General features: G+C 34.8%; 22 protein-coding genes. 13 read left to right on the top strand and 9 right to left on the bottom strand.

The features are described 5' to 3' along the window. Nucleotides 1-318: 318 nt before the first annotated feature. Entirely contained in the window at nucleotides 319-1218 is a 900-nt protein-coding gene (locus ACMAYS_RS10955) for a helix-turn-helix domain-containing protein (protein ID WP_412463280.1), read from the bottom strand. Between the two features lie 67 nt (nucleotides 1219-1285). Between ACMAYS_RS10955 and ACMAYS_RS10950 the strand changes: the two genes are divergently transcribed. Continuing rightward, nucleotides 1286-1987 (top strand): hypothetical protein, encoded by a 702-nt coding sequence (locus ACMAYS_RS10950; RefSeq protein ID WP_412463279.1) that lies wholly within the window; start codon nucleotides 1286-1288, stop codon nucleotides 1985-1987. Nucleotides 1988-2153: 166 nt separating this feature from the next. On the opposite strand, the gene ACMAYS_RS10945 is transcribed toward ACMAYS_RS10950, so the two are convergent. Continuing rightward, nucleotides 2154-3386 carry a hypothetical protein gene (locus ACMAYS_RS10945; RefSeq protein WP_412463278.1) on the bottom strand — a complete coding sequence of 411 codons (1233 nt, stop codon included), beginning with the start codon at nucleotides 3384-3386 and terminating at the stop codon, nucleotides 2154-2156. Nucleotides 3387-3679: 293 nt separating this feature from the next. Between ACMAYS_RS10945 and ACMAYS_RS10940 the strand changes: the two genes are divergently transcribed. Beyond that, nucleotides 3680-4657: an SAM-dependent methyltransferase gene (locus tag ACMAYS_RS10940; protein ID WP_412463277.1), complete on the top strand. Its 978-nt coding sequence runs from the start codon at nucleotides 3680-3682 to the stop codon at nucleotides 4655-4657. Between the two features lie 10 nt (nucleotides 4658-4667). Here the strand turns inward: ACMAYS_RS10940 and ACMAYS_RS10935 are convergent, their stop codons facing one another. Beyond that, nucleotides 4668-5633, bottom strand: coding sequence for a YeiH family protein (locus tag ACMAYS_RS10935; RefSeq protein WP_103218298.1), 966 nt, complete (start codon nucleotides 5631-5633; stop codon nucleotides 4668-4670). A 45-nt stretch (nucleotides 5634-5678) separates the two neighbouring features. On the opposite strand from ACMAYS_RS10935, the gene ACMAYS_RS10930 reads away from it, so the two are divergent. Next, nucleotides 5679-6182: a GrpB family protein gene (locus ACMAYS_RS10930; protein WP_392992862.1), complete on the top strand. Its 504-nt coding sequence runs from the start codon at nucleotides 5679-5681 to the stop codon at nucleotides 6180-6182. A gap of 26 nt (nucleotides 6183-6208) precedes the next feature. Here the strand turns inward: ACMAYS_RS10930 and ACMAYS_RS10925 are convergent, their stop codons facing one another. Then, nucleotides 6209-9394, bottom strand: coding sequence for a pentapeptide repeat-containing protein (locus ACMAYS_RS10925; RefSeq protein WP_412463276.1), 3186 nt, complete (start codon nucleotides 9392-9394; stop codon nucleotides 6209-6211). A gap of 130 nt (nucleotides 9395-9524) precedes the next feature. Here ACMAYS_RS10925 and ACMAYS_RS10920 point away from each other — a divergent pair, with 130 nt between their 5' ends. From ACMAYS_RS10920 to ACMAYS_RS10900, 5 genes are all read left to right on the top strand, one after another. Next, nucleotides 9525-13361 carry an ankyrin repeat domain-containing protein gene (locus tag ACMAYS_RS10920; protein WP_412463275.1) on the top strand — a complete coding sequence of 1279 codons (3837 nt, stop codon included), beginning with the start codon at nucleotides 9525-9527 and terminating at the stop codon, nucleotides 13359-13361. A 154-nt stretch (nucleotides 13362-13515) separates the two neighbouring features. Continuing rightward, on the top strand, nucleotides 13516-14844 hold the full coding sequence (locus ACMAYS_RS10915; RefSeq protein WP_392992859.1) for a M23 family metallopeptidase: 1329 nt from the start codon (nucleotides 13516-13518) through the stop codon (nucleotides 14842-14844). 37 nt (nucleotides 14845-14881) lie between these two features. Further along, complete coding sequence (locus ACMAYS_RS10910) at nucleotides 14882-15550, top strand: hypothetical protein (protein ID WP_103218295.1); 669 nt, start codon at nucleotides 14882-14884, stop codon at nucleotides 15548-15550. A gap of 31 nt (nucleotides 15551-15581) precedes the next feature. Then, nucleotides 15582-16121: a hypothetical protein gene (locus ACMAYS_RS10905; RefSeq protein WP_103218294.1), complete on the top strand. Its 540-nt coding sequence runs from the start codon at nucleotides 15582-15584 to the stop codon at nucleotides 16119-16121. Nucleotides 16122-16316: 195 nt separating this feature from the next. Beyond that, entirely contained in the window at nucleotides 16317-17147 is an 831-nt protein-coding gene (locus tag ACMAYS_RS10900) for a hypothetical protein (protein WP_392992855.1), read from the top strand. A 22-nt stretch (nucleotides 17148-17169) separates the two neighbouring features. Here ACMAYS_RS10900 and rluF read toward each other — a convergent pair whose 3' ends face one another. After that, nucleotides 17170-18057 (bottom strand): 23S rRNA pseudouridine(2604) synthase RluF, encoded by an 888-nt coding sequence (rluF, locus tag ACMAYS_RS10895; protein ID WP_412463274.1) that lies wholly within the window; start codon nucleotides 18055-18057, stop codon nucleotides 17170-17172. A 119-nt stretch (nucleotides 18058-18176) separates the two neighbouring features. Between rluF and ACMAYS_RS10890 the strand changes: the two genes are divergently transcribed. Continuing rightward, entirely contained in the window at nucleotides 18177-19343 is a 1167-nt protein-coding gene (locus ACMAYS_RS10890) for a hypothetical protein (RefSeq protein WP_103218291.1), read from the top strand. Here the strand turns inward: ACMAYS_RS10890 and ACMAYS_RS10885 are convergent. Continuing rightward, entirely contained in the window at nucleotides 19340-20968 is a 1629-nt protein-coding gene (locus ACMAYS_RS10885) for an AMP-binding protein (protein ID WP_392992848.1), read from the bottom strand. The two genes, ACMAYS_RS10890 and ACMAYS_RS10885, sit on opposite strands and share 4 nt — an antisense overlap. A 211-nt stretch (nucleotides 20969-21179) precedes the next feature. On the opposite strand from ACMAYS_RS10885, the gene ACMAYS_RS10880 reads away from it, so the two are divergent. Continuing rightward, nucleotides 21180-21512 carry a hypothetical protein gene (locus ACMAYS_RS10880; RefSeq protein ID WP_412463273.1) on the top strand — a complete coding sequence of 111 codons (333 nt, stop codon included), beginning with the start codon at nucleotides 21180-21182 and terminating at the stop codon, nucleotides 21510-21512. 22 nt (nucleotides 21513-21534) lie between these two features. Continuing rightward, on the top strand, nucleotides 21535-21894 hold the full coding sequence (locus ACMAYS_RS10875; RefSeq protein WP_199177551.1) for a nucleotide pyrophosphohydrolase: 360 nt from the start codon (nucleotides 21535-21537) through the stop codon (nucleotides 21892-21894). 8 nt (nucleotides 21895-21902) lie between these two features. On the opposite strand, the gene ACMAYS_RS10870 is transcribed toward ACMAYS_RS10875, so the two are convergent. Then, entirely contained in the window at nucleotides 21903-22343 is a 441-nt protein-coding gene (locus ACMAYS_RS10870; RefSeq protein ID WP_103218288.1) for a hypothetical protein, read from the bottom strand. Then, the gene (locus ACMAYS_RS10865) at nucleotides 22340-23128 is read right to left on the bottom strand and encodes a hypothetical protein (RefSeq protein ID WP_103218287.1); all 789 of its coding nucleotides are present in this window, start codon (nucleotides 23126-23128) and stop codon (nucleotides 22340-22342) included. The genes ACMAYS_RS10870 and ACMAYS_RS10865 overlap by 4 nt, the downstream gene beginning before the upstream one ends. 224 nt (nucleotides 23129-23352) lie before the next feature. Between ACMAYS_RS10865 and ACMAYS_RS10860 the strand changes: the two genes are divergently transcribed. Continuing rightward, nucleotides 23353-23844 (top strand): hypothetical protein, encoded by a 492-nt coding sequence (locus tag ACMAYS_RS10860; RefSeq protein ID WP_103218286.1) that lies wholly within the window; start codon nucleotides 23353-23355, stop codon nucleotides 23842-23844. A 46-nt stretch (nucleotides 23845-23890) separates the two neighbouring features. On the opposite strand, the gene rlmF is transcribed toward ACMAYS_RS10860, so the two are convergent. Next, nucleotides 23891-24805 carry a 23S rRNA (adenine(1618)-N(6))-methyltransferase RlmF gene (gene rlmF, locus ACMAYS_RS10855; protein ID WP_412463272.1) on the bottom strand — a complete coding sequence of 305 codons (915 nt, stop codon included), beginning with the start codon at nucleotides 24803-24805 and terminating at the stop codon, nucleotides 23891-23893. Between the two features lie 163 nt (nucleotides 24806-24968). Between rlmF and ACMAYS_RS10850 the strand changes: the two genes are divergently transcribed. Continuing rightward, the gene (locus tag ACMAYS_RS10850; protein WP_103218284.1) at nucleotides 24969-25397 is read left to right on the top strand and encodes a host attachment protein; all 429 of its coding nucleotides are present in this window, start codon (nucleotides 24969-24971) and stop codon (nucleotides 25395-25397) included. Nucleotides 25398-25530 lie beyond the last annotated feature (133 nt).

Below are 25530 nucleotides of genomic sequence, written 5' to 3'. Positions count from 1 at the left end.
AAAGTTTTGAAAATTATCTTGTATTTGATTGGTTTTTATAACTTCTTCTATTTATCTATGTTCGCAGACTTTGTGTGGCCTTATGTTATTATTTACTTGGGCTTTCATTATGTATTGGGAAAATACTTACAAAAATATAAAGCGGCTCAGTTTGAAACAATAAGGGTTATAAGTACGATTACATTTTATATCTTACCAATCATTATCTATTTCTCAATGGATAATACAGATAAGACAATCTATGATTTTCTATTCAGTGCAAATTTCTACAAAAATATTTATACAATTATAAAAAGTATGTTTTAGGTAGAACAGAATCTATATGTTCAATAAGAGAAGGTCTCTGTATTGAGAAATTGGCATTTTCATTTCCTTCTTAAAGAAACGTCTAAAGCTCATATCATCTATAAAACCAAGTCTGAAAGAGATTTCTTTTATAGGAATATTTTTTAGAATATATTCTTGAACTTTCTTTAGACGATATTTTTTTAGGCTGTCGCGAAAAGTTATTCCGTACTTCTCATTAAGATGGCGTTGAAAACCTCGAGGTGACATACCCATGTCTTGTGCAATATTTGTTAAGGAAATATCTTCGCCTTTTAGCTTGTCGTATATTGCAAACAAATTATTTAACTCAGGATTACCATCTCTTTTCTGCTTTGGTATTTGATACTCACGAATCCCTGGCCCTTGGATAATTTCGTTATACTTTCTGGCCGTCTTTTTCCCCAGCTCTTTCTTTATTATTAGGCAAATGACATCAAGGTAACTAAGAACTCCGCCTGCCGTAATAATCTTTCCTGATTCAATGATTGTTCTGTGGGCCTCGACATTAACTTTTGGATACTCTGTTTTTAACTTCTTTTCAAATAGCCAATGTGTTGTTGCTTTTCTTCTATCAAGTGCTCCTGTGGATGCTAGTTTTAGTGCTCCACCACAGCATGCTACTATTTTTGATTTTTCTGATGATATATGGGCACTTATTATTCTAGCTTCCTCTTTTGTGGCCTTTTGAGGCTTGTAGCAAGGGGGAAGGATAAGGTAGTCCGCTACTTTTCCTGCTGTTATTTTTGTGTTCATTTGGTTAGTGATATTAAATATAACCTTATCATTTATATATCTTAGTATTTCAAAGTAATCGATAAAGTTTTGTGTTGTGCTTTTTAAAGAATCTTTACAATCTAGAATATGAATATTTAATGTTGTCGTATTTTGCATAGTTTATGTCATAAATGACAATGTGGTTTAAGTCAAGACTTAGGTATAGTTTAGTTAAGGAGTTAATATGAACACAATTAAACCTCCTCACAAGTGTGGGGTAATCAAGAGCTTAATCAAATATGACTTAAAAGAAACTATTTATCGTAGCAAGATGGCGTTAACGAGAAGAAGTGCGAGCTATATCAATTCCGTTGAGTGGAGTATTCCAAAGAGCGAAAAGGTACAAAATATTATTGCTCTTGCTAATAAGCTCTATGATGGACCGCTCTTCAATCATGGAATAAGAAGTTACGCCTTTGGAAAGATTTTAATGAGTTTAAATGATGAAAAGGTTGATAACGAAGTTTTCTTTATTGGATCGCTTCTGCATGATCTGGGGCTAATCAAGGATTGTACTGGTACGACTTTTGAGCTTGTTGGTGCAGATGATGCATGTGCTCATTGTAAGGATATCTTAACACCAAGGCAGCTTGATATTATTCATGAAATGATTCTTCTTCACGGAGCGATAGGGCATGCAGAGAATAAAAGTAACGAACTTAAATATCTGCACTATGGGGCTGGTGTGGACGTTGCAGATTTGTGGAGTCATCGCTTGAATGAAAAAAATTATTCTGAAGTATATGCTAAGTATCCTTCTCAGGGTCATATTCCGTATATGATTGATCTTCTCAAAAAGAGAATGAACGAAAACCCAAATATGTACCTGTCTACAGTCATCAATTTAGGTTTCTTAGGTAAAATGAAAAGCAAGGAGCGCTCCTAAAAGGGGCGCGGGTACTTTTCGAGATTACGAAGAGTTATATATGCCTTTAAAAGACACTTTAGGGCCCAAATTAGCTAGATTACTAAAGTTTCAATGGATAATTGTCGTGAAATGGGTCGGGATTACGTGTAAGTACCTAAAATGTCCAAATGTACCCGCGCCCTTTTCACAGGGAATTGCTTACCAGTTGGCGAAGTACATCAACACAATTATTGCTTGTCTCAATGTCCAATCGTTCGCGCTTTATCCACGCCTTTGCATAGCTTGTAACAAAGTTATGATCAAGAAGCTTCCTATAAAGATTGATAGGTGTGTTGGAGTCACTATTTGTGATTATTTTTTGAATTTTCATTTCAAGATTCCAATCAATCTTCATGCCGAGGCTGTCTTTTAAATTTAGAAGTGTCACAAGATCATCAATTGAGTCTGTGCGCTCAAGAAATCTCTCCAAGAGGTATTTAAAGTCTCCATGGTTGGCAATAAGATATTCGGGTAATTCATTTGGTACGTTCATTAATGAGAGACGGTCGATTATCCCTAGTGTCAGGTTATTTGAGTAACCTTTGGGAGGATTTTGAATTGCACTCATAAATTCTTCTGTACTAAGTGAACTTAGACTTTCTAGGAAGAGCTTATCATTATCCAAAATAGTATTTCGTTTATTTTGCATACGTGATTCAATTCTTTTAAAAAGATCTTTAAAGTCCTCAGTTAATTTAAATGTCTTCTCATATTTTTCAGCTTGAACTTTTACCGAATCAACTGTGAATGGAAGCTTGTCTTGGCCATCTTTAAATAGTTCATGTGAGTGGGTCCAGTCCATGAGAATCCACCTTCCATCATGAGGAGAGTAGACGAGTTGACCGAGGTGGAAATCTTTCACTAATGTGTAGGCCGCAATCGATTCGAAAAAGTCTGGAAGTTTATCTAAGGCCTTTGCAAAATCTTCTGGATTTATCGCTTCTTTGTTTAAGAAGAATGCATCAAGATCAAAAGAATCTTTGAGATTCAATTTTTCAACGAGTAGGTAATTCTCTTTCTCATATGCATAGATCTCAGGAATTGAAACTCCTTGGCTTTCAAGACTCGCATGTCCTAGATAGAAGGCATCGATATAATTCGAATATTTTGAAAACGTGTTAAATGCTCCGTGATATTTTGGAACTCTTAGGGCGTAGATATTATTCCCTGATTTTACTTCATGGATGGTTGTTGTATTTCCAGCACCAAGGATTTTGATAAACTCGACCTTTTCACCATTCATAAGTTCAATGATTTGTCCTGAAGCTAGGTCTTTACCACGGGATTCAATTAGGTCATTAAGACTTATATCAGAGGCAATGCTGGACGTTGCGAAGAAAGTCGCTAGTAGTAAATATCTAAATAGTCTTATAAACATGAGATTTATAGAGCAACTTAAATGCCAACGGTTATGATTTAAGTTGTTATAATCACGAAGGCCGGGGTGTCATTTTCTGTATATTTGAAGAAAGTTTAAACGATCTTTGATTTCAATAATCCCATAGGAAGATTTTTAAAAATAATAAAGACTAGGTTGAGCCGGTAAGGAATATCAGTGAGAACAAGAATAAATATTGGATTGAGTAGTATAAATATATACATAAATGAAATTAGATATGTGATAAGATTGGTCTTTAAATGTATATCATCCGATAAGTGTCCAGGAGACATATGAGTCAGCAACAATTTATTTTTATTTGTACGAACCCAGGTAATGAAATTCTTTTAAAAGAAGAAGTTAAAAACTTCTATCCAGAATTTACCTTTAGCTTTTCAAAGAAGGGCTTTGTTACATTTAAAAATACTGGTGTCGTTTATGACTTAAAAACCATCTCTCAACTACAGCTTACTTTTGCTACACGTTGTGGGATTTTTTATGGAAAGTCGAAACCGGAGACGATCGTTGAAGATGTAAAGAGTAGCGGCCTTGATATCGACAATTTTATGATTCATAGCTTTGCTATTGGATGCGAAACTGACTTTGATGCTGAGGCGGCTTTTGGACGAGAGGTGAATGCTTACAGTGCTGAAGGAAAGACTGTTATTGATTTAATTAGTCTTGGCCCTGATGAAATTTGGTTTGGTGCCCACTCTGTTGCAAGTGGTTGTACTCGCTATCCTAATTCAATGGTGGAAGTTGATGTTCCTGAGAATGCAGTTTCTAAAGGATATTTAAAACTTGCTCAAATTGTAAAACTCTATGCCGTTAAATTATTCAAAGGTGATTTATGGCTAGACTTTGGTTGTGCCCCTGGTGGAGCGTCACAGTTTCTTTTGAATGAAGGCTGCAAGGTTGTGGGAATTGATCCTGCAAAAATTGATCCAAGTTTAGCTAATAATAAAAACTTCTCACATATCAAAAGATCGGTTCAAGACCTTTCTCATGAAGACCTGCCAGAAGAGGTTCGTTGGATTCATGCAGATATTAATATAAATCCAAAACAATCCATCAAAGAGGTTTTACGTCTTGCTAAGAAGTATAACCGCACACTAAAAGGTGTTATTTTCACCGTTCAGGTTGTGAAGATGGAATATATTGAGAATATCGAATCATTTGAAGATCAATTCTATGATTGGGGATTTAACAATATTATTAGCCGCCAAGTTCCATCACATAAGAAAGAGTATATTATCTTAGCTACAAGATAGATCTCCTTTCTTATTTGAAATTTATAATATTAGTCATGATTAAAGTAAGTGTTGAGATTGCTGTGAAACACCAAAGTATCACACCTTGAAGCATAGGCTTAATTCCTGCCTCTTTAATATGATCTAATGTAATACTCGAACCAATATAAAAGAGAGTTAAAACCATAAGCTTTTTTGCTCCGGCGTAAATCATTAGTCCTGGCGACTTTAATTCTGGGATAAAAGTGACAAGTGCTGCTGCTGTGATGAATCCTAAAATAAACCAAGGCTTCTTTGTTTTTGTTTGAACAGATGCACCTTGCTTTTTAAGTTGCATGGCAGTTGTAACACTAAAGATAAGTGCTAATGGAATAATCCAAAGTGCACGAACTAATTTGACAATTGTTCCAACCTCAAGTGCCTGCGGTCCATAACTTAGAGATGCTCCAACAACGGAACTGGTGTCGTGAATCGCCAAAGCCGACCAAAGTCCAAATGATGTCTGATCTATTTTTAATAAGTGACCAACCCATGGAAAAACAAAGAGAGCAACGGCGTTTAATGTAAATACCACGGCCAATGAGACTGTTACCTCATGATTCTTTGCTTTGATAACAGGAGCGACAGCTGCAATTGCACTACCTCCACATATGGCCGTTCCGGAGTTTATTAAAAGTGTTGTATTTAGCGGTGTTTTAAAAAGTTTTCCTAGTAAAGTTCCTACAACAAATACAGCCAGTATACTAAGTGCCGTAAACCCAACTGACTGCAATCCAACTTTTGTCACTACATTCAAATCCATTCCCGCTCCTAGACCAATTACAGCTAGGGCCAATAACTTCTTTACTGCTTTAGTAGTCCATTCTTGAAATGGATTTCCTATAAATAGTGAGAATATGATTCCTGCAAAAAGGGCCGTTGCTGAAGACACCCACGGACTTAAACATAGGATAGAGAGGACGATGAATAGTAATTTCTTTACGCTTTGATTTTTCATAACTTTACTATCGCACTCTTTTTATGATTATGCTAAGTTTGGTTCATGGAAAATAAGATAGAATTAGTAGAATATAATGATTTTTGGTTAAAAGTATTTGAAAAAGAGAGTCAGTCTCTGGCAAAGCTTTTGAGAAATAATTTAATGGGTTGTGAGCATATTGGCTCGACTGCTATGCCAAAAGTTGTTGCTCGTCCAACCCTTGATATTCTATGTGTTGTCCATACTCTTGATGGCATTGAAATGTTTCGAAATGAATTCAAGGCCCAAGGATTTTCCCTAACTTCAAATGATTCAAAACATTTCTTATTTGAGCGTAAAGCACCTGAAGGCAATAGAGTGCTGACAAGTGTGCGTATTCTTAAAAAAGGTGATGAAAGTATCAGTGATATCTTAGACTTTAGAGATTATTTAAATGCAGAGCCTATGATTGCGACTGAGTATAAGAATGCAAAATTGAATCTCATACAAAATCACTCAAATGATATTGCTCTTTATGAAGAAATGAAGACGAGATTTATTGAGGCCGTACTTTCAAAAATTAGCTAAATCGATTTTGCCATTTGTATCGCTCCTTATTTATTTGGGCTTAGTCCTAGGGCATATATTTTATTTTCATCAAAAAGAGCACTACTCACTTTGGCACCGTAAAATTCCGCCTGAAAGATTTGAGCAGTTCTGAAATCAGAGTTATATAATATGGTGTCATTAAAAAGTGTATACTGAAGACTTGTGTCTCTAAATGAGATATCCATTAAGTTCATGCCTGAAAAATCAAGATCATCTAAGATAGAACCTTCGAAACTACCCAGCTTATTAAGTGAGTAGAATTTAGCGGTTTTTAAATCAATGATTGCACTAATTGAGCTATGATTAAATCTAAAGTTAGAGAAGCTAGCTTGAGAAAAATTGGTAGAATTAAAGTTTGAGCTATTAAATTCTATATTAGTAAAGCTCGCGTTGGACATATTTGTTGAATAGAATAAGCTATCGTTGAATTTTGAGTTTTTGATTACGCTATTCGCAAGCGAACTTTCAGAGAAGTCTGTATTATTAAAGACTGAAGAAGATAGACTAATCCCTGAAAGTTCTGCACTTTTTAGGGATACATTATTAAAAATTAACTTTGCATCAATTAATGTTCCCATTCCTTGTAATGTTGCTGCAAAGGAGTTTGAAATCATTAATTGATGTAGTTTTGAATTAGAAAGATTTGCTAGTGTAAATGATGACTCGTTAAAGCTTGCTGAGTACACCGTTGATTTTAGGAGGTTTACATAGTCAAAAAGAGACTTGTTAACAGTCACTTCGCGTAAAGTTGAACTACTAAGGTCAGCTTCGGTGAAGTCACTGTTTTGAATATTAACTTTTTCCAAAGTTAAACCTTTCATTTGTGCATTTACAAGTTTTACATATTTAAGCTCTGTGTTTTTTATTGAACTATTGTGTGTGAAACTTGAATCTGAAAAGTCAGATTCTGTAATTGACGAAGCGATGCTTCCACCAATTGTTGTTTGTTTAAATTTAGTCTTTTTAAATGATGATTTGTGAATAGAACCATGAAGTTCGAGTGCATTATATTCAGAGTTATCAAAGCTTGAGTTTGAAATAGTGGCACTAACTAAACTAGACGCAATGATAGTGTTTCTAAATGTAGAATTAAGGATTTTAATTCCAATAAAGTCGACCATAGGAATTCCAAAACCAATAACATTATCAAAGTTGTTGTTATCTAAAGTTAGGCTTGAGAAATTTACTCCCGATACGTCTGTGTTTTTGAATGTTGAGTTTGAAATTTTTGTATATTTATTAAAACCGCCATTTTTTAAACTTGCATTTGAAAAGTCTGAATTATTTATTGTTGATGAGTAGAACTTAACTCCATCTAATAATGAGTATTTAAATGAACTATTAATAAGGTTTGCTTTTTCAAAATAAGATGTATCTCTAAAGTCTGCTGAATCAAAAGTAGCATTGTTTGATTTGAAATGAGTAATATCAACTTTTTTAAAAAAAGCTGAGGTGAAGTTAGTGTGTACACTGTCAAAAAGCTTAACATGGGAGTTGTTGAACTGAGATCTCGAAAGGTCTGAGTTTTCTGTAACAATTTTATTAAATAGAGAATCTGAAAAGTCACAACTTATACATTCTGTGTTTTTTAATATAACTTGTTGGTTGTGATCTTCATTGCTGCTTAGGACTGCATTGTTTATTGTCGCATTATTAGTACTTAGATTTACATAGTTATCCATTAGGTCTAAGCTTTTATAGTTTGTATTATAAATACCTAAGTCGAACTTACCCGTGACTTCAAGTGTACTGTTGTTCACTGATGTATTATGAAAACTTAATTTTTTTAGCGTTACAGCTTGTAATACGAAATCACTTATAGCTGAATAATTGTTAAAACTTAGAGATTGGATATGTGTATTAATAATTTGAAAATTATTAATACTTTCATTTGATGATTGAAGATCAAATGTGTCAACCATTGAGTTTCTTATCTCTAAATCACTAATGGTTGAATCTATTGTTGTTATTTTTTCAAATTCAGTATTATCAATTCTTGTGTTAGAGATTTTTAAGCGGCATAGATTCAATGTTGAGAAACGTGAATTTGTAATTGTTGAGTTTTTAATGGCCAATTTTATACACTTTGGGCTTTTGTCGTCAGGACTAGATTGTGTAATAGATACATTATCTAGATTGGAGTTTGATATTGTCTCCTCTCCAAGGAGGTGTCTTGAAAGTTTTATCTTAGCATCTTTTAAGATGGTATTATCTATTAAATTATTACCATGTAGATTGTATAAATATGCACTAGAAAAATCAGAGTTTTTAATCTTTGTATCAATTAGTGGTACTTCAAAATGTGTGCCTTGGGCTGTTGTTGATATAAAACTAACATTATATAATGGACGCTTTCTAGAGAATCTTAGGCTTGATATGTTTGAATTTTTAAATACGCTTCCACTGATATCTGCTATGGTAATCGGAACTCGACTGTATTCTGAATCCGTGAAATCGATGTCACGGAAATCGTAACATTGAAGATCCCTAAGTCCGTACAGGGCCGATGGGTTATCAACCCTATTTAATCCTTCTTGATTGTGCTTACTAAGACATTTTTTTTGTTTTGAATTCCATTTAAATACAGGAAAGGCTAAGTCGAAGATACAGTTCTTAATTTCATCTTGATTTCGAGAGTTGGCATCGCAGTAAGTTCCGTTTCCAGCTTTTGCAAGTCGTTGCATATTTGGTTTATCGGCATAATCGATATTAACACCTATGATACTAACACAGCTACATTGGCTTGATATATTTTTAAATGCTTCTTCTGGAAAATGGCCATCAAGTCCATCTGCAACTAAAAGTATATTGTAACATTGGTTATATTTATTAAGTATTTCACTTGCATTATGAATATCTTCAATAGGATTACCTGAATAATAGTTATGATACTTGTTCTCTAGTACTTTTTCGACGATTAAATACGATGCGACTTCTGGCTTAGCTATTACTTGGGAAGTGCTCCCAATAGAAAGTCCTATTTTCGCTCTGTTGCTTTTCTTTATTATTTCATCTGTAAGTTGAAGTAGTGAACGAACTGTAATCGCAGCTTTTGAGTTGTATGATGACTGTACGCCCATCGATCCACTATTATCTACTAATAGCCACCAGTTGTCTCTGCTTGCCGTACAGCTGCTTGCACTGACTTTGGCCACTGAAAGTAATGAAATAATTAAAATTAATGTCCTCATTCTTTATTTATACTTGTTATCTTTACTATTATCACTAAATAAAAAACGGTGTGTAAAGAATACATAAATGCCGGTATTCTGGTCACATCATGTTATTAAACAAAAAAGTTTAATTTAGACCGGGATACAAATGAAGAATTTAGTCATTTTTTCTATTATTATATTTAATTCTTTTTCAACCATAGCATCTTCATATAATAAGATTTTTTCTACAAATGAGATGGGGGGGAAGATTAGCTATATTGATAATGATGATACTAGTAATACTGCTTATATTGGTGGATTTAAGGGGGACCTATTAGTTGATTTTGATGACAAACCCATTATTCGCAAAGGAGCACACGATTATGCGATTACGTCCGTCGCAAGTAATAAGGAAAAGAATCTCGTTGTTTCAACCGATGCCCTTGGTAATATTAAATTGTGGAATGGTAAACTTGAACTTATCGAGGATAGTATTGAGAGGAAGAATGGCCTAGTCCTTTCTCTTTTGATAGAGGGAAATACTATTTATGTTCTTTATAGTGATGCTACTTTAAGAAGCTTAAATAACAAAGGTGAGCTAATTAAAGATGTCAAAATATTTGACACTCGCCTTAGAAGTGGAAGCCTTATAAGTAATAGTAAAGAGATTGTTATTGCCGCAGGAGAGCGCAACGGCACGTTTCATATGGCCAAGCTCTCATTAAAAAGTAAATTGATTAGTGATAAGCGAAGTGTTACTGGCAAGAATGAGTTGGCCGTAACTAGAACAAAGATTGTAAATCATGGAAGTCGTGCGATTTTCGTAAATAGTGAAAAGAAGGTATTTGTTCTCGATACTGCTAATGGAAACTTATTATTTAGCTCACAATACACAAACGCAGAATCTTATAGTTTTTATAAAAGTGATATCTATGTCATAACTCGCGACTTAGTTTCTCGAGTAAACTTTGTTACTCAAAATGTTACACCGGTTCAGCAGTTTGAAGAGCCAATTACCAATTTTGTTCCAGTTAGTAACTCATCATTTATCTATATTACAGCTAGTGGATTAACTGAAAAAATGGAAATTGATAAGGGCGAACAAACTAATGACGCTGAAGCGTTTGTTAGTGCTGCCTGTCGAGGTGACCTCGACAAATTAAAAGAGCTTGTTTCAAATGGCGTTGATGCGAATATAAAAAACTCAAAGGGACAAAGTGCGATGAGCTCGATGTCTTATTGCATGAAAGAGAATATCAGTTTGAAAAAAGATGTCATTTTATTTCTAATAGAAAATGAAGCAAGTATTAGAAGTTTTGATAAGCATGGTAGAAGTCTTTTTGATTTAATAAAAGATGATTCTTTTGCTGACTTGAAAAAAAGTATTGAAATATTTGGTGCTGAATTAATAAATGCTGTTAAAAATAATGATATTTCTTTAGTAAGTACATTACTAAAACTTGGTGCAAATGTTAATGCATTTGATTTCTATAATAAATCTTCATTATTGTATGCAGCCGAAGTCGCTAACCTTGATATGCTAGAAGTGTTATTAGCTGACCCTTGGATTGAAATTAATAAGAAAGATAAATATGGGAGAGATATCTTTGCATATGAACTTCCAGAAGCGTCTTTGAAAGTAATTAAGGCCAAACAGCAAGAAAAGATTAAGGGCCGTCAAATGGCCATCAGTGGAATTAATAATGGCAATCTCAATCAATTAAAAGATGCAGTTGAAAATTACGGCTTTAATCCTCTTGTTGAAGATATGAAATTGATTAATAATTCAGATATTCATATAAGTGAGTACTTATTAACAAGAGCTGTACTGTCTTCTAATCATAAGATTGTTAAATACTATATTGATAATGGTGGACTTGTTTCTTTTTCTGATCACCATGTGCATCTGATTTATAACGCACAAGATATGGAAATGTTTGAATATTACCTCGCAAATGACGCTAACATTGCTGACGATAGAGGCAATTGCAAAAACTTGTTTTGGAAATTATCGATTAAACCAGGAAGTCTTGAAGATCTTAAAAAACTTGTTCACACGTATCAATATACGGGGGGATATGATGGCTGTGAAGGAGAACCTGAGTTATGGCGAATTATAGAATCTAAAGACATGGAAATGTTTAATTGGTATGTAACAAGTTTTCAAAATGATTTTGAACCAGATAATACTGAAGGTCATGCCCTCGTTCATGCAGTTAAAACTGAGAATTTCAAAGCATTTAATGCAATATTAAATCTTGATAAAAAAGAACTGTCTAATAAAACGAAGTGGTTGATAGCACGTAATTTAAAGTATGTTGATGGAGAGATTGTAGGTGGTTACTCTTTTGCATCTCTTGTATATAATGTTGTTGGTAATTTTAATATTTCTTATAATAATCGTAATGTTCTAGCTGATGCAATCTTAAGTGGTGACGAAAGTAATATTATGTCGCTTTTAAGACTGGGTGCTACTTTGAACCCTGTAGGTAATGGGGATCCTAGTGAACTACTTCCTTTACAGGCAATTATCCTAAAAAAAGACGCAAATCTACTTGAAAACTATCATGATAATAACGGACAACTAAACGAGTACAACTTAAATAATGGCAGTATTAGGCCGATTGATTACGCAATTATACATGATCGTTTTGAATGGTTTCTGTCTAATGCAAGATACTTAGAAGATATAAAAGTTAAATCAGATAAGCCTAATGCAGTAAACTTAGGTGTGCTGGCATGTCGTGAAACTCAAAATATTAGATTACTTAAAAAACTTATAAAGAACTACGATGTTAATCCATTTGATATAGAAGGAACTATTGAGCAAGCATATGGCATTGGAGAGTGTGCTCAGGCAATAGATCACCAATTTAGTCTCATGAGTTCTCTTTATGAACATGTTAAGAATAAAACTTTAACTGTAGAGAAATTTGAAGAACTACATAGTGAAATCTATCGAATTCTTCCCGGTTTCAAAAATGGTAAGAACAGTTCTTTAGGTCTTATCTCTGCTCAAAATATGCCTTTTGGGTTTTATAAATTAATTAGACCTGACTCTGAGAATATCGAAGAAATATTTTCAGGTATTAGAAAGAATGAAGGTGATGGTGGATATTTTAAATATTTTCTAAAGAAAGATTTACATTATAAATACTCTAAAGAATTTGTAGATGAATTTTATTTTTATAGTGATTGGGAAAGGTATCAACCTCTTTTTTTAGTAGCTATGAATAATATTATTGATAGAAAGGTAGAGATGCCAATAGGTTATATCAAATTAATTAATTTAATGTCTGGAGGTATAAGAACAAAAGACTTGGCGGAAAAGTATTATCATAAATTAAAAGAGTATGGTGTTGACTTCGTTTCAAAAGAAAATATTGATGTTTTATATCACCGTCTAATAGGATTTCTTACATTAGACGAGTTAAAGCGATTTATAAGAATTGCCGATTTTAATGAATTTACTAGTGGATATGGGAATGAAGTTAATAGTTATTTAAGAGAGATTTTTTATCGAATTTCAGAAATAGATAATCATGAAATATTACATTTAATATTTGATAAACTTGAAAATAGTAAGATTAATATTTCCATGAAAACTACAGGAACGTATTCTAATGAGCCAATTCTTGGTAAAGATATTTTTAAAAACAAATATGTTAACATGGGTATAACTAGTCGTTATGTTAAACTATTAGCTACAAATACAAATTCAGCTAGTATTGCGTATAATTTGAAGTATGCTGCAGAAGCATGTAACCCTAAGACTTATAAAAATCTAATTTCAATTTTTGATGATATAAATAAAAGATTTGGTTATTATGAAGAAACCTTGCTTATGATTTCTGCTGAAAATGGGTGTATGGAATGGGTGAAAACACTATTAGAGAATGGTGCCGATAAAAAACTAAAGAATGCCAATAAAAGAAATGCACAAACTCTGGCAAGAAAAGCAGGACATAAAGAAATATATAGATTTATTCGTAAATACAAATAGTAGGTGTATAAGGGTCCAGTATTGGACCTTTTTTCAAACAAAACCCCCTGAAGGCGAGATTTATTGAAGCCATTCTTTCAAAAATTAGCTAGATCTTATTTAGAATTCGTTAAGAGTTGGTTAAGATTTTTTGGTAAATTCCGATAAGTTTGCTATGCTTATTAGTAAGATGTCGAAATTATTTATTAGCTTAATTCTATTAAGTGGCCTTACTGGCTGCCAACAAGTTTATGTGTCTCAAAATGTAGAAGCATCTAGCTCTACTACTATGATTCCTAAGAGTCCTCTTATTCATACAACTATTGTTAAGAAGGGTGAGATCAAAAGAGGCCAAGGTCTATATCAGGCTCTACAAAATATTAATATCGATAATAAGCAGGCCCTGAATCTAATCAATCAACTTAGAGATGAAGTTGAATTTTCAAAATTGAAAGTAGGGGATCGATTAGAAGCAACATTCGACGAATACAACAAACTTATTAAATTTTCTTTTGCTCAAAATGACTATGAAACTCACTTGGTTTCTTTAAATGAAGATACTGGTAAGTGGGATTACTCATTAAGTGAGTTAGATACGTATTGGCAACCTCGTATGATCGAGGGACAACTAAACTCTGGCTCGACACTACAAGATGATCTTTTGGCCATGGGGCTAGAAAGATCAGTTGTTAATGAAGTTGTTAACGTTTTACTTTGCAAGGTTAACTTTAGAATGAATGCTCGTGCAGGAGACAATTACAGAGTTCTTCTTAGTGAAAGAAAACATTCTAAAAAAACAGTTCAAACGAAAGTTCTTTTTACTTCTTATAGTGGAGTAAAAGCTGGCAGTCATGAAGCTTATTTCTATGAAGACCAAGAGAAAAGTTCGACTTATACAGCACACTATACACCAAATGGTCAGGCCCTAATTAATTCTGGGCTTCGCTATCCACTTCCAAGACTTCACATTCGTTCAAGCTATGGCTGGCGTATGCACCCTGTAACGGGTAAGCGAGCTATGCACAGAGGAATTGATTTAAGAGGAAGAACTGGAGAGAGGGTTCATGCCGTTGCAGCTGGAAAAGTAATCATGTCTACTTACAATGAATTTGCGGGAAATAAGATTGGGATTAGACATAGAGATGGATCAACTTCTCTTTACTATCACCTTCACCGCCGTAATGTGAAAGTAGGTGCATGGGTTAGGTCTCATGAAGTGATTGGAACAGTAGGAGCTACTGGAAGAGTTACTGGGCCACACCTACATTTTGGATTTAAAGATTCGAGAGGTAGATGGTTGAATCCTTTAAATAAAAGAATGATCGCAACTCCTAAGCTTACTGGAGAGCGCCTTGCTAATTTACAAAATCAAGTGAGTAAAATTAAAGGTGTGGTTGCTGATTTACAAATTAGTAAAGAATCAAAATATCTTGTCGCTAATTTAGATAAGATCAAGCGTTTCCCGAGTGCTCTTGATAATTTTAGCTTTTTACCTAAAGAATAAGCTCAACTATTATTAAAGATTGTCGATAAACGTTCATATGCGTTTAAAGCTCTTTGTACTATCAATTCAATCTATAGTTCTTTTTTGCCTTGTTGGCCTAGGTTTTTATTCTTCTAATATTAAAGAAGGCCAACGATCAATAAGCTCTTACTCAACTTCAAGATCAGTTTCTGAAATAAGTTGTTCAAGTGCTCTTCGAACTTTTCTTTCTCCCTTAAATATTGAAGAGAATATTATGCTATGGCATATCTTTAAAGAGCAGGGAGCATCTGTGAACCCAAAGTATCTTTCACATGAAGACTTTGATTCTCTCGCATCAGATCCGGACCATAACTTTAAGCAAACTCAAACGAGTCAGCTAGAGGCCGTAAGTGGTCTTTATGCTCAAGAGAGGGGAATTATTGCTGCAGGAATTGAAAGAGGTCCTGAGGGAACGGAGTTTGTTGATGGTAATGGCATCTTCTGGGATGTCAAAACTCCAATTTCTCCACTTCTAACTCATTCATGGCGCTTTAATATTGAAAATGCTGGCAACAGTATTAAGCATAAGCTTGAGGCCGTAGGCAATATCCACATTCTTGTGGATCTCTCTTATATGAGACAGAGAAATGTAAGTGACCTAAAGAAATGGATTAAAAATAATATCTCTCAAGATCTACAACATAGAATTCGCTATGTTACAGTTCCTGATGCAATTGTTGATTAAAGCTTAGCAATAATTATTACGATAAGTAGGTATGAGATTAATTAAAACACTTCTCATATTTCAATTTGTATTCTTTGGTCTTGCTGATGAGACCGAAATGAATACATTAACAATTCGCACCTCTAGCGAAAAGAGTAAGACTTATAAGATTAAAAAAATTGTTAAGACTAGGCTTTCAGCAGATAGTGGGCGTGTCATCGTTATAGAAACCTATGGAAAAGATAAATGTGTTATTCCCTTGGATAAGGTTGTGAATACTCCACGACCAAATTATGAAGGCTGTACACATTGCTTTGCCGATGATGCTGAGGTCGAAAATTATTATACTCAAATGTTTTTAAATCGCAGGAATCCTAGGATTACTTGTGATATTACGAATGGGGAAGCAGTTGGATTCAATTTTATTGGTGGAACAACTATTAACGGCGAATCAAAACTTGTTTCTTCTGGCCTTGTTCTAGAGTCTGCAGTTTATTCCGATGGACCATTTCTTCACAAAGAGACGAAACCTAATGCTCTTGAGAGGTTATTGGATGGAACAGCCGATCTTCTTCTCGACGCTGCATTTTAATATATTTTTTTTCTTTTTAAGTTTTATTAGTTCTTATAAGTATTCATGCACATTCATCATTTTAATCTTTAGATAACCTAAAGAATCACGTCTTATTCTGTCTCTTATGCATTTTTAGACGGTTGACAAAGCTTCTTACCGGCCAGTATTGGTGTCATCTATATTTATTTACAGAGAAATTTATCGGAGAGAAAAATGTTTCGTAACTTATTAACGATTATGATTACTATTGCCTTTGCATCATCTGTTGTTGCACAAACTCAAGTACCAGCTGAGTTTGAAAAGATTAACACTTACAGAGAAATGAAGAATTATGCGCAAAATAACTTCGCCGCAAATACAACGTGTATGGATGAATATCATCAAAGAGTTAGGAAGCTTAGAAAAGATCTACTTATGCAACCAGTGAAGCTTACACTGGGGCTAGTTCAACTTCCAATTGTTGCGACAATCGGTGGATTTGTTCTTGGTGGTATTGCTGATGGTGGTCCAATTACTGAGTTCGGTGAAAAAATTCTAGAACTACTTGATATTGATTTAACAGAGACGATTGACGCTGAAACGGCCCAAAAGATTATGGATGATTTTGGAATTAAGCCAATTGAAGCAATTCAAACTGGAGCTGGTGCAGGGATTGGTGCTATTGGTATTGTTCTTGTATATAACGTTGTAAAGTTTGGTGTTATTAGCTCTAAAATTATTGCTGCTAAGAATGCCGCTAAAATGTCATTTACTGGTTATATTGGCGGTGGAAAGAAGTTTGATAAACTTGTTGCTAAGGTTAATAGAAGAGTAAATCGCGTTCTAAAAAAAGAAGGACTTGAAGAAATTGAGATTGCACCAGAAAGAATCTCTGATCTACTTATTGAGGCAGATCAAAAATCATTGTTTTGTACTGGAGAGCTTAGAAGGTCAAAGAGTGCAAAGAAGTTTGGAGCACCTCTTAGAAAGAGACTTGCAAAGAAGTCTGATATCTATCGATACCTAAAGAATACAATTTTAGCAGAGTACGGAATTACTAAGTAATTTATGCGGGCAAGCACTTGGTTTAGCGACGTCGGTGTTTGCCTTTAGCATTTTGCTTGCGCTTCTCTTCACGTTTTGTTGTCTTACCACTGAAGTTAAACTCCTTATCTAAATCTTTAAAGAGTTTGTCATACTTACTTTTTTTCTTTTTCTGTGGCTGTTGCGGTTTCTTAGAAGGAGCTTTTTTAATAGCTTTTGCATCTTCTGATGAAGAACCCTCAATTAACTTGTAGAGAGTCGCAATTTCTCTCTCATTTAACTCACGCCAGTCTCCAACACCAAGGCCATCAAGACTTACATTCATGATACGAACACGATCAAGCTTAGTGACATTGTAGCCAAAGTATTCACACATACGACGAATCTGACGATTTAGCCCCTGAACAAGAGTAATTTTAAAAACCATTAAACTCATTTGTTCAACTTTACATTTCTTCGTCATCGTTCCTAGAATTGGAACACCTGCGCCCATACCATTAATGAAGTTATCATTGATTGGTTTATCAACTGTGACGACATACTCTTTTTCGTGATTATTTCCAGCACGTAAGATTTTGTTAACGATGTCACCGTTATTTGTTAGAAAGATGAGTCCTTGTGAGTCCTTGTCTAGGCGTCCAATAGGAAAGATTCTTTCCACGTGATTAACGTAGTCGACAATATTGTCTTTCTCACTACTTTCAGTTGTTGAGACAATACCGCGAGGCTTATTTAGAGCAATAATAATTTCTTTTTCAGCAACCTTAGGCTTTACGACTTGGCCTCTAACTTCAACAATATCACCTTCATTAACAGTAGCACCGATTCCTGCCAGAACACCGTTGATTTTTACAACTTGTTGTTCAATTAAATCGTCAACTTCACGACGAGAGCAGATACCACTTTGGCTAATGTATTTATTGATTCTCATTGCTGAATAAACCTTATCTAAGTAAATAATTGTGGGCCAATCTATCACATTTTTATGTCATAAATATAGCATCTTGAAATAATTCTCTCTTTTTGTGATCAATATGTTATCAAGAGCTTATGAGTAAAAAGAAAAAGACAACAATGGCATTACAAGGTGTAGGTATTGCACCAAATATTCTTCTCCAACATGTTGAAAATACAGCTCCTTTCTTATTCCAGGGAGAGCTTGATACGACAGGGGACAAACGTGCATTCCTTGAGAAGCTAAGGTTTTATAAGAAGAACCTTAAACAGCTAAATAATATCAATCTAGCAGAATACTTTCATATTTGTATCAGTGCTCACTGGGCAACGGCGGGAACATTTGTTCCTACAGATGTGGACAATCAGATTAGAGAGTCTTTGTGGAAGCATGGGCACATCTCAAAGCATATTGATAAGATGGCCAGGCTTACAATTGAGTCTTGGACTTGGGACTACTCTCAGGTAACGAGTCGCAAGGCCTATAATAACGATAATAATACTGTCATGAGTACCCACGAAGGAACATGGTTAAGTGTTGCTATTGGTGCTTACTGTGCTCTTGTTAAAAATCGTAAGACTGAGCTTGCTCAGGAGATGGCCGATGTCATCTTAGAAGAGATTAAAAAAGAAGAGCTAATTATGCAAAAGCTTCGTGAGGAAAGAGATCATATCAATTTTCTAAGAGCTGCTCCTCTAATGGCCCATAATTTTGGGGATCTGGACCGAGTGATGGTTCAGTGGAATATGAACCCTGAAGATGCTTTCTATAAGCGTATCTTTAAATTAGGTCATCAACTAAATGAAAATTACGATCCAATTCTTGTGTATACAGGAAAGGTGAATAAAGAGTTTTCTTCAAAAGAAAACCACCGTCACATGGCAATGAGACAGCCTAAGTGTTTAAGAAAATCTTCTAAGTTTTTAATTCCAGTTGGGCCATTTATGGATGACTGGGGAAGAATTCTTGGGGAGAGTGATCTTCTTTCGATGGAAGAGAAGGCCGAGATTGTAACGGCTTTCTATGATGGTTATAAGAGACAAGATGAAGCCTTTGGTTATATTCGCGGGTATAAGAATCTTGTTGATTCTATCGATGGAGGACTTGCTGCTTTAGAGATGTATCTTCCATTTGATCTTGTGGCAGAAATGAAGAAGTCAGAGTTTAGCGAACTCGCTAAATTATCTCGTGAAGAGTTTGAGGCAGACTACAAGAAGCGTCTTGAAGAATTCATCTGCCCCGTAACTAATTTAAAGTTTTAATCTTCACGTCTTTTTAAAAGAAAGCGCTGAATCTTCCCACTTGGAGTTTTTGGAAGTTCGTCAATGAACTCTATTTCACGTGGGTAGGCATGGGCAGCTAGTCCTTTTTTTACAAATTGACTTAATTCATCTTCTAATTCTTTTGACGCGACAAAGCCTTTGTTTAAGACAACAAATGCTTTAACGATTTCAGTTCTTTTTGGATCAGGCTTTCCAATGACGGCCGTCTCTAAAACACAAGGATGCTCAAGAAGAACACTTTCAACATCAAATGGCCCAATTCGATAACCTGATGAAGTGATAACATCATCGTTTCGACCGACATAAGTTATACGTCCATCTTCTGTTTGTTCTGCCGTATCACCAGTTGTGTAAAAACCATTTGCGATGGCCGGAGTGTCGGCCTTTAGATAACCTTTAAACCACATAATGGGAGAGTTTGCGATATCAACAGCAATGACTCCTGGAGTATTTGGTGGTGCAACTTTTCCGTTCTCATCAAGAATGACAACGGTATAGCCAGGCATAGCATAGCCCATACTTCCTGGCTTAATTTCATGCTCGAGTTCATGGTGATTATTTACCGTCATTCCAGTTTCAGTTTGGCCGTAGTGATCGTTAATAACAACATCAAGCTTATCTTTAAACCAGTTTATAACTTCTGGGTTAAGAGGTTCTCCAGCACTACTGACAGCTCTTAACTGTCCCTTTATCGCCTTTGATACTTCTTCTCCATTTCCGATTAATAACCTAAAGGCCGTTGGAGAGCCTGCTAAATTTGTTATCTTATATTTTTGAATTACTCTAACTGTACTTTCAGCACTAAACCCACCTTCATAAAAAAGCAGTGCATTTCCATTTACAAGTGGACCAATAACTGAATAATAAAGTCCATAGGCCCAGCCTGGATCGGCCAGGTTCCAAAAGCGATCAGTTGGTTTTAGGTCAACTGCAAGATCCATATATTGCTTAAACGAAGAGAGGGCAAATAGTGGAACAGGTACGGCCTTTGGCAGTCCTGTGGTTCCAGAAGTTGAAAGAAGACAGAAAGTATCTTCGCCCTTTCTCATGACTGGTGCAAAATTTGTACTTTGCTCATCCATGGCCTTCTTAAAATTAATATCGTCTTGTGCCAATTGGTAATCATCAGATCGAACAAGCACACACTTCTTAGGATTCATCGGTAGTTCATCTAATTTTGCACGATTGGTATCATCGGTAAAAACGATTTTGGCCTGACTTGAATTTAGTCTTTGCTCAATTGCCTTCGGACCAAAAGCTGTAAAGAGTGGTTGATAGACAACACCAGCTTTCCACGCACCTAGGATTGTATAAAGAAGCTCTGGAGTTCGTGGCAGAAGTCCTGAAATGACGTCTCCTGGTTTTACTCCTTGGGCCACAAGAAAGTTTGCAAGTCTGGAAGTTTCTTCTTTTAACTTCTTAAATGTGATGACTTCTTCCTCACCATTAACTCCCTCCCAGTAGAGAGCAACCTTATCTGTAGCCGCATAGCGATCACAACACTCGACAGCAGCATTGATTGAGTTATTGATATCTCCATCGAAGAACTTATTAAACTCATTAATGTTGAAACTACTATAGTGATCTACGTATTTTCTTTTCATAACTTCTCCTTAAGGTATTAGTTTAATTATAAGGGGAAATTGATCTGTGTAAAACTTAATATGGTTAAGATGGTTAACTTTAAACTGTATTATTAGGTGTTTAGTGAAGATTTCTCCTTGTTATAAAATTATCTTATTAGATATTACTCATAAATTTATTGTATTTATTAAGTATGATTCTCTATCTTACTCTTAACCGAAGGGAGGAGAGATGAAGAATTTTCTACTAATCACACTTACAGTTTTTACGTCTGCAAGTCTGCTCGCAAGTGATGGGAGTATCGCTCGCAAAGATTTTGAGGTTCAAAACTATGCTTGTTACACAGATAGTATCGGGGCGCTAAGCGGTGCTGTGGATATGATTCTACATGATGCTCAGAAATGGTGTGATAGCTTAAATGGAGAGCTAAGCCGCCTGAATAGTAATGATCTAGAGGTCGTTGTTCACAATGAATCGCCATTTCCTGGTGGATGTAGTGGTGATGTTACTGTGAAATCGACATTTACTTGCTTTGCTAATGGGAAAATTACTATAATCGAATAGAAGACTTGAAGAAAAGGCCTATATGAAATCGATTAATGTTGAAAAGATAAACTCTGAAGTAAGTAAATTTATAAGTGAGAGAGATTGGGATCAATTTCACTCAATTAAAAATTTAGCAATGGCACTTAGTGTGGAGACTTCTGAACTTGTGGAAATCTTTCAATGGCTAAAGGAATGCGAATCCAATGATATTGCTTCTAATTCAATTCTCAAAGAAAAGCTAGAGGATGAGATTGCTGATATCTTTGTTTACCTGATGAGAATTGCAATTAAGGCCGATATTGATATTGAAGAGGTGACTCTTAGAAAAATACAAAAGAATGCCAAGAAATATCCAATTGAAAAAGCGAAGGGCTCAGCAAAGAAATATACTGAGCTCTAAGCCTATTTTTATTTTAAGTTTACTTCAAAGTACTTTTTATCTGGATCAATATTTACTTGATCTGTAACTTCATCAATTGTGAAGTATTCATTCACAAGCTTTTTATACTTAGACTTAAAGATAGTAATTGGACCACGACCTTTTAATTCATCAATTAAGTCTTGATTGAATAATTCTTTGTCGTAATTAACTCTAACTTCAGCGTATTTTCCATACATCAGTTTATTAGCATCCTTTTCACTTAAGAAAGGATCAAATTTTGTAACTCGTTTTTGATAGATAACTGTCAGTTCAATCTTATCTTTATTCCTAGAGAGCTTGATGTCTCCGAGCTGAACAGAGTGGTCGAGTTTGTTTAGTGCTACAACTTTAGGGCCACCACCATAGTCTCCACCAGCTAATATAGTCGTTGCTAAACTTGCTAGGATTATCCATTTTAAAACTTTCATAATTCACTCTTTGTAAATGTATCAGTCGTCATATAAGTAAAGACCCTCTTGCCTTTTACATTAGTGCGATACTGCTTCGCTATTTCAGCTTTCTTTATAAATGCTTCTTTATCGATCTCAAGCCATTTCTGATAAGCTTCCTCTGGTAGCGAATCAACATAAAGTCCGATGAAGTTATCACCAGTAATTTCACAGTTTTGGTGTTTAGAATACTTCTGCGATAGAGTTAAGCCGGCCTTCTTAATTATTTCAGCATCTAGCTGCACCCTAGATGTTCCAAGAGCGATCGCTCCATCATCGAGGTATTTAATAGCATTAAGAGAAAACATATTATCAAGAATATGTAATCCATGCTCTCCGTATTTGAACATGATGAGATCACGAGTAACAGGTGCTGTATCAATTAGAAAGTAAATCTCGCAAAAGACATCATTCTTTAGGATTTCACTTTTAATAACTGCTGAGTAATCAACGTCAGTTTCAGGTAGATCGATTCCATCTTTAAGTACAACTTCTTTGATTGCAGTTGGAAGTAGGGGAAGTAGTTTTGAAGTATTACTTTCTCCAAGAAGAACGCGGTAAATTTTTAGAATTGTAATATGCCCAGGAGTATTCTCTTGGCGACAAATTCTTTGGATCGTCTTTGGATGAATATCAGCACTTTCAGCAAGCTTTCTTTGCCCAATCTTAGCATCCTTGAAGTTCACAAGGTAGCGATTGATATCGGCTTGTACTTGTGCCCTAAGGCCAAGCTTTGAATGGGAAGTAGAAATGCTATTTTGCATGGATATATAACTATCGTTCACTATTCATTTAATCAATAATTGTTGTGAAACTATGAAAATTTTGGACAAAAACATAGGATTTGTCCGTTCTAGGGCCTTGAAATTACGATATTGGACAAATGTCTTTGAAAATTTGGACAAAATTTGAAGAATATATATTTTTTGTCGTGCTTAGTTCAAATTACCCCCATAGAAAACATTGCTAACCAATTCTTGGAGGATTTATGAAAAACTTATTAATCGCACTTACACTAATCGCTGGACTTTCAACTCAAGCAAAAACAATCTCATACGATGTATTCGCAACTGAGAAAACTGTTGAATCTTCTAGAAAAGTAAACGTAAACGTATTTGACTTCAAACTAACTGAAGTTGTTGAATCAAAGAATGTTGTTGTTACTAACTGTAACTCAAATGGTCCAGTTAGAGATAGAGCTCAAACTGGTCTTTGTAGCGAAGTAACTCTTTCAAAAGTTCAAGTTGCTCAAGTTATTCTTAGCTTCAAGCCATTTGGTACAGCTGATCGTCACGGTGAAGTAAATAACGGAAAAAGAACTGAATTTGTAGCTTTCAATATCTCTCTAGATAAGCTATCAAGCTCTGACTTAGAAATCCTGTCAAATGCTAAGAGATCTGATCGTAAAGCTCTTGCTCTTGAAATGTTTGAATTTGAAGTTGTTAGAGAAGGTGCTGTTCACACAATTATCCTTCTTTAATACATATGTCCATACCTTGATTTCCCTAAGGTCAAGGTATGGACTTCTAAAATTTCCAAGCAAGAATATGAGCAATCTTGTGTCCATGAATCATTTCAATAACTCGACTATCACTTACACCTTGTCTCTTAAGCTCTTTATTTAAATCAACTAGATTCTCTTTTTGAGAAATAAGAGTCGTAAACCAGTGACATTGTTGCTTAAATTCAACACTTTCTTGAATCATATTTGTGACAAATGCTTTCTCTCCACCTTCACACCAGAGCTCATTTTTTACTCCCCCAAAATTCGATTTTGCCGTGGGGTTATGTCCTTTCTTGATTTTGTTTGCATTCAGATTTTTAAGCTTCTTAGCTCTCTCTTTATCGGCTTCTTCTTGTGATGAATAAAAAGGTGGATTACACATCGTGAAATCAAACTTCTCATCACTTTTAATTAGTTCTTTAAAGATATGTTGAGGTGATTTTTGAAAGCGTGCCTTTATATTCTTTTTTAAAGATGAATTTGCTTTAAGAATTGTATTGGCATGATTTATTGCTTCAGAGCTAATATCACTTCCAACAAATTTCCAACCATAGATACTATTACCAAGAATAGGGTAGATACAACTCGTTCCAGTTCCAATATCTAGTCCTTTTATTTTTGGACCAACTGGAACTTTTCCATTATTGTTCTCTGCTAAAAGGTCGGCAATATAATGAATATAGTCGACTCGTCCTGGAATAGGCGGTACAAGATTTCCTTGGGGAACACTCCAATTAGTCACTTTATAGTAATGAGCTAAAAGTGCCTGATTAAGACATAAAAGTGCTCCAGCATCCGAGAAGTTTACACTTTGATTTCCGTATTGATTTGCTTTTACATAACTTTCAAGAGTCGGAAAGCTCTTTATTAAAGCATTAAAATCATAGCTCTTATTGTGAAGATTTCTTGGATGTAGTTCTTTGTTATCTGTTTTCATTCAATATTTTTAACATACTTTTAACAGTTTATAAGAAAAAAGAACCTGCTCTGAAATTAGGAACAGTTCACATGGAGTTGTGATAAGAAATATTTACTATTTATTTGTTGGAATTATTTTTGAATTAGGGCGATGATAAAAAAAATATCTCGTGGAGGTAGATATGCATCGATCATGGGTTGTTGTTGCAAGCAAGTCTAATGCACGTATTTATGAGCGAAAAAAAAGAAATACCTTAAAGCTAATTAAATCCCTTGAAAATCCTAGGATTAAATTAAAAGAGGGAGAGGTGAATTCGGACCGCCATGGCTCAATGGCCAATAGTAGTGCTCACGGTTATCAATCTTTTACACCTAAGAAAACAAATAAGCAGCATCGTGAAGAATTATTTGCAAAAGAGATTAATCAGTTCTTAAATCAAAATCATGATAAGCATAATTTTGATGAGCTTGTGATAGTAGCGGAGAACTCTTTTTTAGGAGTGATAAGAAATAACTTGAATAGCAAGTTGAATAAGCAGGTTAGCAATTATTTAAATAAGGACCTCGGAAACTTGCCTGATAGTGAAATTGAAAAAATTATGGCCGCTTAGTGCAGCGTAATGGTTATAAAATTGTAAAACAAAAGGGTCAGGTAATGGCCCTTCTTTTTATTCTCTGATTACCTCGTCTTATCTCTATTTATTGACTTTAGTTATTTTTGTTAAATCTTTTATCGTAGTGTGA

The organism is Halobacteriovorax sp. RT-2-6, assembly GCF_047085025.1.
GTDB lineage: Bacteria > Bdellovibrionota > Bacteriovoracia > Bacteriovoracales > Bacteriovoracaceae > Halobacteriovorax_A.
The sequence above is the reverse complement of the archived record's forward strand: the minus strand, read 5'-3'. Positions and strand labels throughout refer to the sequence as shown.

Excerpts from the sequence above, each read along its gene's own strand:
- ACMAYS_RS10880 (WP_412463273.1), top strand. The coding sequence starts at position 21,180 with ATGAAGAATTTTCTACTAATCACACTTACAGTTTTTACGTCTGCAAGT.
- ACMAYS_RS10870 (WP_103218288.1), bottom strand. The coding sequence starts at position 22,343 with ATGAAAGTTTTAAAATGGATAATCCTAGCAAGTTTAGCAACGACTATA.
- ACMAYS_RS10920 (WP_412463275.1), top strand. The coding sequence starts at position 9,525 with ATGAAGAATTTAGTCATTTTTTCTATTATTATATTTAATTCTTTTTCA.
- ACMAYS_RS10945 (WP_412463278.1), bottom strand. The coding sequence starts at position 3,386 with ATGTTTATAAGACTATTTAGATATTTACTACTAGCGACTTTCTTCGCA.
- ACMAYS_RS10885 (WP_392992848.1), bottom strand. The coding sequence starts at position 20,968 with ATGAAAAGAAAATACGTAGATCACTATAGTAGTTTCAACATTAATGAG.
- ACMAYS_RS10915 (WP_392992859.1), top strand. The coding sequence starts at position 13,516 with ATGCTTATTAGTAAGATGTCGAAATTATTTATTAGCTTAATTCTATTA.
- ACMAYS_RS10955 (WP_412463280.1), bottom strand. The coding sequence starts at position 1,218 with ATGCAAAATACGACAACATTAAATATTCATATTCTAGATTGTAAAGAT.
- ACMAYS_RS10925 (WP_412463276.1), bottom strand. The coding sequence starts at position 9,394 with ATGAGGACATTAATTTTAATTATTTCATTACTTTCAGTGGCCAAAGTC.
- ACMAYS_RS10940 (WP_412463277.1), top strand. The coding sequence starts at position 3,680 with ATGAGTCAGCAACAATTTATTTTTATTTGTACGAACCCAGGTAATGAA.
- ACMAYS_RS10910 (WP_103218295.1), top strand. The coding sequence starts at position 14,882 with ATGCGTTTAAAGCTCTTTGTACTATCAATTCAATCTATAGTTCTTTTT.
- ACMAYS_RS10900 (WP_392992855.1), top strand. The coding sequence starts at position 16,317 with ATGTTTCGTAACTTATTAACGATTATGATTACTATTGCCTTTGCATCA.
- ACMAYS_RS10935 (WP_103218298.1), bottom strand. The coding sequence starts at position 5,633 with ATGAAAAATCAAAGCGTAAAGAAATTACTATTCATCGTCCTCTCTATC.
- ACMAYS_RS10930 (WP_392992862.1), top strand. The coding sequence starts at position 5,679 with ATGGAAAATAAGATAGAATTAGTAGAATATAATGATTTTTGGTTAAAA.
- ACMAYS_RS10875 (WP_199177551.1), top strand. The coding sequence starts at position 21,535 with ATGAAATCGATTAATGTTGAAAAGATAAACTCTGAAGTAAGTAAATTT.
- ACMAYS_RS10950 (WP_412463279.1), top strand. The coding sequence starts at position 1,286 with ATGAACACAATTAAACCTCCTCACAAGTGTGGGGTAATCAAGAGCTTA.
- rluF (WP_412463274.1), bottom strand. The coding sequence starts at position 18,057 with ATGAGAATCAATAAATACATTAGCCAAAGTGGTATCTGCTCTCGTCGT.
- ACMAYS_RS10850 (WP_103218284.1), top strand. The coding sequence starts at position 24,969 with ATGCATCGATCATGGGTTGTTGTTGCAAGCAAGTCTAATGCACGTATT.
- ACMAYS_RS10865 (WP_103218287.1), bottom strand. The coding sequence starts at position 23,128 with ATGCAAAATAGCATTTCTACTTCCCATTCAAAGCTTGGCCTTAGGGCA.
- ACMAYS_RS10890 (WP_103218291.1), top strand. The coding sequence starts at position 18,177 with ATGAGTAAAAAGAAAAAGACAACAATGGCATTACAAGGTGTAGGTATT.
- ACMAYS_RS10905 (WP_103218294.1), top strand. The coding sequence starts at position 15,582 with ATGAGATTAATTAAAACACTTCTCATATTTCAATTTGTATTCTTTGGT.
- ACMAYS_RS10860 (WP_103218286.1), top strand. The coding sequence starts at position 23,353 with ATGAAAAACTTATTAATCGCACTTACACTAATCGCTGGACTTTCAACT.
- rlmF (WP_412463272.1), bottom strand. The coding sequence starts at position 24,805 with ATGAAAACAGATAACAAAGAACTACATCCAAGAAATCTTCACAATAAG.